This is a genomic window from Streptomyces sp. NH27, from assembly GCF_056859195.1.
On the sequence record NZ_JACEGK010000295.1, the window covers coordinates 1 to 9,795 of the forward strand.

Consider the following 9,795-nt stretch of genomic DNA (forward strand, 5'->3'; position numbering starts at 1 on the left):
CGGGCCTGGTCCGGCCCGGCAACCAGGACGCGGTGTACGCGAGCGACCGCCTGCTCGCGGTCGCCGACGGCTTCGGGCCGGCCGGCGCCCCGGCCAGCGCGGCCGCGATCGGGGCACTCGCCGAACTGGACACCGCCGAGCCGTTCCCGCCGGAAAACCTGCTCAACATCCTCCAGGACGCGGTGGAAGCCGCGGCCCGCGCGGTCGGGAGCAGCGCGCACGCCGAGGGCAGCGCGGCACCCGCGCCCGACCAGGCCGCCGTCGGCACCACGCTCACCGCCATGCTGTGGACCGGCACCCACCTCGCCATGGTGCACATCGGCGACAGCCGGGCGTATCTGCTGCGCGACGGCGAGTTGTTCCGGATCACCCACGACCACACGATCGTGCAGTCCATGGTCGACGACGGCCGCCTCACCGAGGCCGAGGCGGCCTCGCACCCGGACCGGTCCCTGCTGCTGCGCGCGCTGCTGTCCGACGGCCCGCCGCCCACCGCCGACCTGAAGCTGCACTCGCCGCGGTCCGGCGACCGCTACCTGCTCTGCTCCGACGGGCTGCCGGCGGTCGCCGGGCCGGCGGACATCCGCCGGGTGCTCTCGGCCGAGGCCGAACCCGACGAGGCCGCCTGCGCGTTGATCGCTCTCGCGAACGGCGCAGGCGGCCCCGACAACGTGAGCTGCGTGGTGGCGGACGTCATCGCCGCCGCCACGCCGTAACAACCTGGGAAGCAACTCCCGTCAGGAGCGCCCCGGCCCGTCAACCGGCCGGGGCGCGCGGCTCACTTCAGGCCGACGTGGCCGCCCGCGGCCGAAGTGGCGGCCTTGGCGGCCGACTTCGAGGATCAGGACCGACCGGCAAATGGAGGGCGGCGGCGCGGCCCAAGAGCCCGCCGGCTCACCCCGTTCGATACTTCCGGGCGCCCACAGGTCGCACAACCTGCGAATTTCCTGTGATCAGTTATCCGACATAGTGGACCATTCCGCCGATCCGCGCACCGTCGAAGGTCACGGTTCGGGCATTCCGACCACCACCGTCCCGCACCGGCGTAGTGTCTACGCTCGCCCGATGAGCCGACCCGACGGGAGAACGACCGATGCAAGCGCTGAAGGCGAGTTGGGGCGACTGGATGTCAGCCTTCCAGCAGCGCTACGACCGGCTGCCGCACTCGGCCCCCGACGTCCGCTGCCCCAACTGCGGTGCCCTCAAGCTGAACCTGACCTTCTGCGGCCTGCCCGCCGACCGTGTCGGCTACGCGTCCTTGTGGTGCGACCACTGCCTGACCGGCATCCACCTCAGCCGCTGCGCGGTGCCGGACGACGTCCCCATGGACTCCGTGCACACCCCGGTGGACCAGCGCACCGCGCACACCCCCAACTACGACCTGGTCTGGCCCACCGACGAGGACGACTGAGAAGCCCCACCGCGGCGTTCGCCGGGACGCACTCAGCTCGACGCGCCCGGCAGCACGCACTCAGCTCAAAGCGCCCCGCAGAGCGCGCTCAGACCAGTCGCCGAGCGGTCGCCCAGCGCGTCAGCTCATGCCGGTTGGACAGCTGGAGCTTGCGCAGCACCGCGGAGACATGGGACTCGACGGTCTTCACCGAGATGAACAACTGCTTCGCGATCTCCTTGTAGGCGTAGCCGCGGGCGATCAGCCGCAGCACCTCGCGCTCGCGCTGGGTGAGCCGGTCGAGGTCCTCGTCGACGGGCGGGGCGTCGGTGGAGGCGAAGGCGTCGAGCACGAAGCCGGCCAGCCGGGGCGAGAAGACCGCGTCCCCGTCGCGCACCCGGAAGATCGAGTCGATCAGGTCGGGGCCGGTGATGGTCTTGGTGACATAGCCGCGCGCGCCACCGCGGATGACGCCGATCACATCATCGGCCGCGTCGGACACCGACAGCGCGAGGAAGCGCACCGGCCGGTTCGGGTCCGCGCTGAGCGCCGCGCACCGCCGCAGCACCTCGACCCCGCCGCCGCCGGGCAGGTGGACATCGAGCAGGACCACCTCCGGGCGGGTCGCGGTGACGACGGTGACCGCCTGGTCCACGTCGGCCGCCTCGCCGACCACCTCGACCCCGGTCTCCGCGGTGACGCCGATCTCCGCCTGCACTCCGGTACGGAACATACGGTGGTCGTCGACGAGGACCACCCGGACCCGTCGTTCGTCTCCCGTGGGCGTAGTCATGCCACCGCCACCCTCTCCATCTCGAGTTCGACTTCCGTGCCGCCGCCGGGTGCGGCCCGCAACCGGGCCTCGCCACCGTTGCGCCGCATCCGTCCGATGATCGATTCTCTTACGCCCATGCGGTCGCCGGGAACCTGGTCGAGGTCGAAACCGGGACCGTGGTCGCGTACCGAGACGAACACCTTCGACTCCTCGACCTCCGCGTAGACCTGGACCGCGCCGTCGCCACCGTACTTCGCCGCGTTGACCATGGCCTCGCGCGCGGCCTGCATCTGCGCGGCCAGCCGTTCGTCGAGCGGGCAGTCGCCGACGCAGACCACCTCCACGGGCACGCCGTGCGCGTCCTCCACCTCCGCGGCGGCGGCCCGTACGGCGTCGGCGAGCGTGGTCGGCTCGTCGTCGCGACCGGTGCCCTCGGGGCGGTAGAGCCAGGCGCGCAGCTCGCGTTCCTGGGCCCGGGCCAGCCGCGCCACCTCCCGCGGCTCCTCCGCGTGCCGCTGGATCAGCGTGAGCGTGTGCAGCACCGAGTCGTGCACGTGGGCGGCGACCTCGGCGCGCTCCTGGGCGCGGATCCGCATCAGCCGCTCCGCGGACAGGTCCTGCGTCATCCGCACCAGATACGGCCCGGCGATCAGCGCGACACCGACGAGCACGGCGAGCGCGGCCTGGAGGATGCCGCCGAGGTGGCTGCCGGAGCCGCGCACCACGATGAACCCGGTCACACCCGCGATCACCAGCACGATGCCGCCCGCGGCCCGTACCAGCGGCCAGAACCGCTTGCCGTGGCTCATCTCGACCCAGCGCGCCTTGCGGGCGTTGTCGGCCTGCCGCCACACCAGCGCGACACCGATGCCGATCACCAGCAAAGGCCACACCGCGCGGTTGGCCGCGCCGAGGTTGAGGTTGCCCACGAGGATGCCGGTGCCGACGGCCAGCGCGATCAGGGCCATGATCTGGCCCTTGTCCGGACGCTTGCCCGCCAGCCAGGACCGGGCGTCGCGCGGCTCCTTGGCCTCGGAGACGCCGCCGACGCCGAGCGGCACGAAGAACCAGAACACCGCGTAGAGCAGGATGCCGATGCCGTTGAAGACCGCGAGCAGCACGAACAGCGCCCGCACCCACAGCACCGGCAGCCCGAGGTGGCCGGCCAGCCCGCGCGCCACCCCGCCGATCATCCGGCCCTCGGAGCTGCGGTACAGCTTGCGCACACCGGACGCCGCCGGTTCGGGCGGCGTGAGGAAGGACGCTCCGGAGACGCCGCCGGACGGTCCGGGCGGCGGCGGGGTGCTGGCTGACATACCCCGATCGTCACACAAGCACGTCCCGTGGGGCATCAGGGTGAACCCCCGAGGATGTGCGACCCGACCCCCAGAGGGTGTCCGGGGCGGGATCAGGGTCGTACCAGGGTCGGGGCGGGTGCCGGTACGGCGGCGGACGGGCGACCATGGTGACCATGACCGACGACCCCACCGAGACGAGCGCGGCCCGGGACCGGACCCCGGCGCGGGACGAGGCCCCGCGCCCGGCCGGCGCCACCCGGTACGACCGCGACGCCGCGGCCGACGCCGATGCCGGCAGCGGCCGGGGCGCCGAACACGGCACCGGACGCGGCACCGGACATGGGGACGCCGGCAGGAACACCGACGCCCGGAGCGCCGACGGCAAGGACGCGACGGACGGCGACACGGCCGCCACCGCCGACAACCGCCCGACGCTCCAGCGCGGCCACGGCGACGACAAGGTGCTGGCCGGCGTCTGCCACGGCGCGGGCCGCTACTTCGGCGTCGACCCGATCATCTTCCGTATCGTGCTCACCGTCCTCGCGCTCACCGGCGGCATCGGTCTGATCATCTACGGCTTGGGCTGGCTGGTCATACCGCAGGAGGGCGAGGAGGAGAGCGAGGCGCACCGCCTGCTGTCCGGGCGGATCGAGGGGGCGCCGCTGATCGCCGTGCTGATGGCGCTGGTCGGCTGCGGCCTGTACGCGTCGATGCTCGGCAACGGCGCCAACCAGGCGTTCTCCCTGATCCTGCTGGCCGCCACCATCGCCTCCGTCTACTGGTCGCAGCAGCGCGCCAGGATGCAGGCGGCCGGCGAGACCCCGCTCGCGGCGGCGAGTTCCGTCGCGGACGCGCCGCCCGCCGCCCAGGCACCGCCCGAGCCCGGCACCACCCCGTCCTGGTGGCGCGACCCGCTGACGAAGGCACCGCCGTACCTGTGGGGCCCGGACGACGGGCCGTACGAGGCGCCGGACAAGCAGGTGTGGCGGGAGCGGAAGCAGAAGACCCGCAAGGAACGGGCGTGGCCGTTCGGCATGGTGGCCTTCCTGCTGGCGGCGACGGCCGCGGGAGTGGGCACCTCGGTGTCGCTGCACCGGACGTCGGTGGGCAGCAGCATGGAGATCGGACTGGCGTCCGCGCTGGGCGTGTTCGGCGTGGCCTACCTGATCGCGGCCTTCGCGGGGCGTCCGCGCGGCCTGACCGCGTTCTGGTCGCTGCTGACCATCGCCGGCCTGATCTGCGCCGCCTCGATGTCGAAGGACCAGAAGGACTGGACCACCGAGTGGGTCCCGACCTCGTCGGCCGCGATCCAGCCGGCCTACGAACGCGGCGTCGGCAACGGCGTCCTGGACCTGCGGACCGTGTCTCTGGGCAACCAGCACGTCAGCACCCGGCTGACGGTGAGCGTCGGCGAGGCGCTGGTGAAGCTCCCGGCGACCGCCACGGTGGTCCTGACCTACGACATCGGCGTCGGCGAGGTGCTGCTGTCCGGAGAGGACCACGGAGTGAACATCAGGAGCGGAACGCACGAGACCAAGGTCTTCAGCCCGAAGCCGGGGACGGCGTCCACCGGCACCATCGACCTCACGGTGAAGGTCAGCGTCGGAGATGTGCGGGTGGTCCGGTGAAGCGGCACCGTTTTGAACCGGCGGCCCTGGTGATGGGCCTGGTCCTGATCGCCCTGACCGTGGGCTTCTTCCTCGACGTGGCCGGCGTGGGGAACCTCTCGGACCCGCATCTGTCGATCCCCGTCGCGGGTACGGGCCTCGGCCTGGTCGTGGCGACAGCGGTCGTCACGCAGGGGGTGCGGACCGTACGGGCCCTCCGGCGGCGCCCATCCCCTCGGCCCCCTCAGCGGTAGCCGCCGCGGGCCCGGTCGCCGCGGAGAGCGCGGCGCCTGCGCCCGCCCCGGTGCGCCGTTTCCTGATCAGCAGGTCGAGCGACAGGTACGGCGTGCCCGCCAGCGCCAGCGGCAGCCAGGCCATCAGGTAGGCCAGGTCGTTGCCGTAGTAGTAGGGCGTGGTGGACCAACTCACCGTCAGCCACAGGCTCAACGAGATCAGCGCACCGCCGAGCGCGGCGACCCGGCCGAGCAGCCCGAAGAGCATGCCGAGACCGGCCGCCAGTTCGCCGAGCGCGATCGCGTAGCCGAAGCCGTGCGGCGCCTTGAGCGCGAGGTCGACCATCGCCGGGATCGCCGCGGAGTCCCGCACGCCGTGCAGGGTCTGCAGCAGCGAGCCGTTCGCCGTGTCGGTGAAGAAGGTGTTGCTGGTCAGCTTGTCGATCCCGGCGTAGGTGAACGTCACGCCGAGAAAGATCCGCAACGGCAGCAGTGCGTAGCGACGTGCGGTCTCCCGCCACATCTCCGGCATCATCTCCCGCCTCTCCCGCCGCTCTTGGTGGGGTGGAAGTGGTCTTCCGGTGCAGCGGCGTCAGAAGGTCATACGTACACCGGCGGGCTGTGACTCAACGCGGCGGGACATTTCCCGCCCGCACCGGGGCAGCGGCCCCGCTCACTCCCACTCGATGGTGCCCGGCGGCTTGCTGGTGACGTCGAGCACGACCCGGTTCACGTCGGCGACCTCGTTGGTGATCCGGGTGGAGATCCGGGCCAGCACGTCGTACGGCAGCCGGGACCAGTCGGCGGTCATGGCGTCCTCGGAGGAGACCGGCCGCAGCACCACCGGGTGGCCGTAGGTGCGGCCGTCGCCCTGGACGCCGACCGAGCGGACGTCGGCGAGCAGCACCACCGGGCACTGCCAGATCTCGCGGTCGAGACCGGCCGCGGTCAGCTCCTCGCGGGCGATGGCGTCGGCCTCCCGCAGCAGGTCGAGGCGGTCCTTGGTGACCTCGCCGACGATCCGGATGCCCAGGCCCGGGCCGGGGAACGGCTGGCGCTGGACGATCTCGTCGGGCAGGCCGAGTTCCTGCCCGACCATCCGCACCTCGTCCTTGAAGAGCTTGCGCAGCGGCTCGACCAGGGCGAACTGAAGGTCCTCGGGCAGGCCGCCGACGTTGTGGTGCGACTTGATGTTGGCGGTGCCGGTGCCGCCGCCGGACTCCACCACGTCCGGGTAGAGGGTGCCCTGCACCAGGAACTCCACCGGCTGGTCGTCCGGCGCCTCGGCGATGATCTCGGCCTGCGCCTGCTCGAAGACCCGGATGAACTCCCGGCCGATGATCTTGCGCTTCTGCTCCGGGTCGGACACCCCGGCGAGCGCGGCGAGGAACCGCTCGGAGGCGTCGACGACCTTCAGCCGCACCCCGGTGGCGGCCACGAAGTCCTTCTCGACCTGCTCGGTCTCGCCCTTGCGCATCAGGCCGTGGTCGACGTAGACGCAGGTCAGCTGGTCGCCGATGGCGCGCTGCACCAGGGCGGCGGCGACCGCGGAGTCCACCCCGCCGGACAGCCCGCAGATCGCCCGCCGGTCGCCGACCTGGGCGCGGATCGCGGCGATCTGCTCGTCCACCACGTTGCTGGTGGTCCACTCCGGCTTGATGCCGGCGCCGCGGTAGAGGAAGTGCTCCAGGATCTGCTGGCCGTGTGTGGAGTGCATCACCTCGGGGTGGTACTGCACGCCGTACAGCCGCTTCTCGTCGTTCTCGAACGCGGCGACCGGGACGACGTCGGTGCTGGCCGTGACGGTGAAGCCGGCCGGCGCGGCCGAGCAGGCGTCGCCGTGCGACATCCACACCGACTGCTGGGCGGGGGTGCCCTCGAAGAGGGTGGAGCCGGGCTTGGAGATCTCCAGCGCGGTCCGGCCGTACTCGCGGGCGCCGGTGTTGTCGACGGTGCCGCCGAGCGTGGTGGCCATCAGCTGGAAGCCGTAGCACATCCCGAACACCGGCACCCCGGCCTCGAACAGCTCGCGGTCCAGGCTGGGCGCGTCCGGCGCGTAGACCGAGGAGGGGCCGCCGGACAGGATGATCGCGCTCGGCCGCTTCGCCAGCATCTCGGCGACCGGCATGGAGGAGGGCACGATCTCGCTGTAGACCCGCGCCTCGCGCACCCGGCGGGCGATGAGCTGGGCGTACTGCGCGCCGAAGTCCACGACCAGGACGGTGTCGGTGGCGGCGGCGGTGCCGTCGGGAGCGGGGTCGGCTGGGGTCGCTGAGGACACGGGCGGCCTTCCGGCGAGGGTGCGGGAGTGTGCCGCCAGTCTACCCAGCGCCGGGCGGCTCCTCCGACGGGCGCCCGCCGGGCCCGCCGCCACACCCTCGCCGCGCCCACCGGCACACCCGTCGCCGCCGCGCCCGTCGCCGCCGCGCCTTGCGCACGCACCCGGTCGGTGGTCCATACTGGGCGCCATGCACACGCACACCTTCGCGTTTACCTATGGCACCGGCCGGTCCGGCTGCCATGGTCGCGTCGCGTGAGCTGAAGCAAGCGACCTCCAGGCGCCCCGGGCCACTCGGCCCGGGGCGCCTTTCGCTTCCCCGGACCGCGGCCCGGGTCGTGACCGATGTGCCACCGACCCGAGGAGCAGACCGTGACCGAGACCCTTCCCCCCGACACCGAGCAGACCATCGCCGACGCCCGGCAGCGCATCGACGACCTCGACACGCGGATCATCGAACTGGTCCGGCAGCGCGTCGAGGTGTCGCAGGAGGTGCAGCGGGCCCGGATGGGCGCCGGCGGCCGCCGCCTGCACCTGGCCCGCGAGATGGAGGTGCTGCGGGCGTACGGCGACGCGCTCGGCCGCCCCGGCACCGCGCTCGCGATGACCCTGCTGGAACTGGGCCGGGGCCGGGTATGACGGTATGACCGCACCACGCGTGGCTCCCCTTTCGAGGGGGATCACCCGAACGGCACGTGACCGGCCGACGGCCCCTTCGTTGGAGGTGATGTCCGCGCCAGCCAGGGGCGGTAACCCAACACCACGCGTGGAAATGGACACCGCCTAGACGCAGCTGGGCGGGGTGTGAGCCGGTGCGATGAGGCGGCTGCGGCAATGTGGCCGCCGTGGGACCTCGCATCGGTCCGAGTGGCCGGACGGCAGGGGACAGCAGCCCGGTCACGACTCTAAAGAGGCGGTCGGTTCCCGGGGACGCCCGGGACCGGCCGCTCTGCGAGTAACACATTACAGCGTTTTCAGGGCGTTTTGGGCGCCCGCGGCGCTTCTTCCGCCCGAGGAACTCGGGGTATCGGCAGCAGTGCGAGCCGCAGCGCGCCGAACGCGTCCGCCGGCACCACCGGGGCGACCGGCGGGGTTGCGGCGATCCTGCGGTACGCCTCGCCCTGGGCCGGCCGCGGGTCCGCCGCGCCCTTGTTCGGCCACAGAGACATCGCCCGTTCGGCCTGTGCGGTGATCGTCAGCGAGGGGTTGACACCGAGGTTCGCCGAGACCGCCGCGCCGTCGACCACATGGATGCCCGGGTGCCCGAACAGCCGGTGGTACGGGTCGATCACGCCGTGCTCGGCGTCCGCGCCGATCGGGCAACCGCCCAGGAAGTGCGCGGTCATCGGCCGGTCGGTGGCCTCGCCGATGTTGCTGCCCGCGAAGCCGTTGATCTCCTCGGCGATCAGCTCGGCCGCCCGCGCGCCCTCGGGGATGTGCACCGGGTTGGGGGCGCCGTGGCCCTGACGGGCGGTCAGCAGCCCTTTGCCCGGACCCTTGTTCTTACGGAAGGTGGTCAGCGAGTTGTCGCTGGTCTGCATCACCAGTCCGATGATCGTCCGTTCCGACCATCGGAAGTTCGACAGCGAACGGAGCGCGACCGCGGGGTGCCGCAGGTAGTTGACCGCGAACTCCGCCCAGCGCGGCAGCTTCCCGCGGTACGGCGCGGCCATGATCGACAGGTTGCCCATCGCGTTGGAGCCGCGGCCGTAGCGGACCGGCTCGATGTGGGTGTGGTCGTTCGGGTGCACCGACGAGGTGATGGCCACGCCCCGGGTGAAGTCCAGCGGGCGGTCCGGGTGACGCTTGCGATAGCGGGACACGGAGGTCTGCGCGCCCACCAGCGCCTCGGAGTTGGTCCGGGTCAGCTCGCCCAGCCGGCCTGAGATCCGCGGCAGCCGGCCGGCGTCCCGCATGGCGTGCAGCAGCGTCTGGGTGCCGTAGGTGCCGGCCGCGACCACCACCTGGCGGGCCCGCAAGACGCTGCGGCCGCCCTTCCTGCGCCGGTCGGTGGGCACCGTGGTGACCCGGTAGCCCCCCGCCGGATCGTCGGCCAGCTCGACGACGGTCGTCATCGCCCGGATCTCGGCGCCGGCCCGCTCCGCGAGGTGGAGGTAGTTCTCGTTGAGGGTGTTCTTCGCGCCGTGCCGGCAGCCGGTCATGCACTCGCCGCACTCGGTGCAGGCCCGCCTACGCGGCCCGGCCCCGCCGAAG

The 9,795-nt window shown here is 72.4% G+C and carries 8 protein-coding genes and 1 pseudogene; 4 read left to right on the plus strand and 5 right to left on the minus strand.

Features of this window, described 5'->3' with window-relative positions:
* Both AC13HU_RS22750 and AC13HU_RS22755 read left to right on the plus strand, forming a co-directional pair.
* Positions 1-716: PP2C family protein-serine/threonine phosphatase (locus tag AC13HU_RS22750; RefSeq protein WP_483043784.1), on the plus strand; the 716-nt coding region annotated here is incomplete at its 5' end.
* 377 nt (positions 717-1,093) lie between these two features.
* On the plus strand, positions 1,094-1,411 hold the full coding sequence (locus AC13HU_RS22755; protein ID WP_483043785.1) for a hypothetical protein: 318 nt from the start codon (positions 1,094-1,096) through the stop codon (positions 1,409-1,411).
* Positions 1,412-1,499: 88 nt separating this feature from the next.
* On the opposite strand, the gene AC13HU_RS22760 is transcribed toward AC13HU_RS22755, so the two are convergent.
* Positions 1,500-2,183, minus strand: coding sequence for a LuxR C-terminal-related transcriptional regulator (locus tag AC13HU_RS22760; protein WP_483043786.1), 684 nt, complete (start codon positions 2,181-2,183; stop codon positions 1,500-1,502).
* Positions 2,180-3,481, minus strand: a complete 1,302-nt coding sequence (locus AC13HU_RS22765) for an ATP-binding protein (RefSeq protein WP_483043787.1) — start codon at positions 3,479-3,481, stop codon at positions 2,180-2,182. The genes AC13HU_RS22760 and AC13HU_RS22765 overlap by 4 nt, the downstream gene beginning before the upstream one ends.
* A gap of 155 nt (positions 3,482-3,636) precedes the next feature.
* Between AC13HU_RS22765 and AC13HU_RS22770 the strand changes: the two genes are divergently transcribed.
* Positions 3,637-5,091 carry a PspC domain-containing protein gene (locus AC13HU_RS22770; protein ID WP_483043788.1) on the plus strand — a complete coding sequence of 485 codons (1,455 nt, stop codon included), beginning with the start codon at positions 3,637-3,639 and terminating at the stop codon, positions 5,089-5,091.
* Positions 5,092-5,361: 270 nt separating this feature from the next.
* Here the strand turns inward: AC13HU_RS22770 and AC13HU_RS22775 are convergent.
* A pseudogene (locus tag AC13HU_RS22775) lies at positions 5,362-5,838 on the minus strand (DoxX family membrane protein); the annotation flags it as partial.
* 138 nt (positions 5,839-5,976) lie between these two features.
* Entirely contained in the window at positions 5,977-7,584 is a 1,608-nt protein-coding gene (gene guaA / locus AC13HU_RS22780) for a glutamine-hydrolyzing GMP synthase (RefSeq protein WP_483043789.1), read from the minus strand.
* 342 nt (positions 7,585-7,926) lie between these two features.
* Between guaA and AC13HU_RS22785 the strand changes: the two genes are divergently transcribed.
* Positions 7,927-8,220 carry a chorismate mutase gene (locus tag AC13HU_RS22785; protein ID WP_483043790.1) on the plus strand — a complete coding sequence of 98 codons (294 nt, stop codon included), beginning with the start codon at positions 7,927-7,929 and terminating at the stop codon, positions 8,218-8,220.
* A gap of 335 nt (positions 8,221-8,555) precedes the next feature.
* Here the strand turns inward: AC13HU_RS22785 and AC13HU_RS22790 are convergent.
* A partial coding sequence (locus tag AC13HU_RS22790; RefSeq protein ID WP_483043791.1) for a GMC oxidoreductase occupies positions 8,556-9,795 on the minus strand: 1,240 nt, incomplete at its 5' end.

What these genes read in the sequence shown, in the direction of transcription:
- AC13HU_RS22755 (WP_483043785.1), top strand. Translation starts at nt 1,094, where the DNA reads ATGCAAGCGCTGAAGGCGAGTTGGGGCGACTGGATGTCAGCCTTCCAG.
- AC13HU_RS22760 (WP_483043786.1), bottom strand. Translation starts at nt 2,183, where the DNA reads ATGACTACGCCCACGGGAGACGAACGACGGGTCCGGGTGGTCCTCGTC.
- AC13HU_RS22765 (WP_483043787.1), bottom strand. Translation starts at nt 3,481, where the DNA reads ATGTCAGCCAGCACCCCGCCGCCGCCCGGACCGTCCGGCGGCGTCTCC.
- AC13HU_RS22770 (WP_483043788.1), top strand. Translation starts at nt 3,637, where the DNA reads ATGACCGACGACCCCACCGAGACGAGCGCGGCCCGGGACCGGACCCCG.
- AC13HU_RS22785 (WP_483043790.1), top strand. Translation starts at nt 7,927, where the DNA reads ATGTGCCACCGACCCGAGGAGCAGACCGTGACCGAGACCCTTCCCCCC.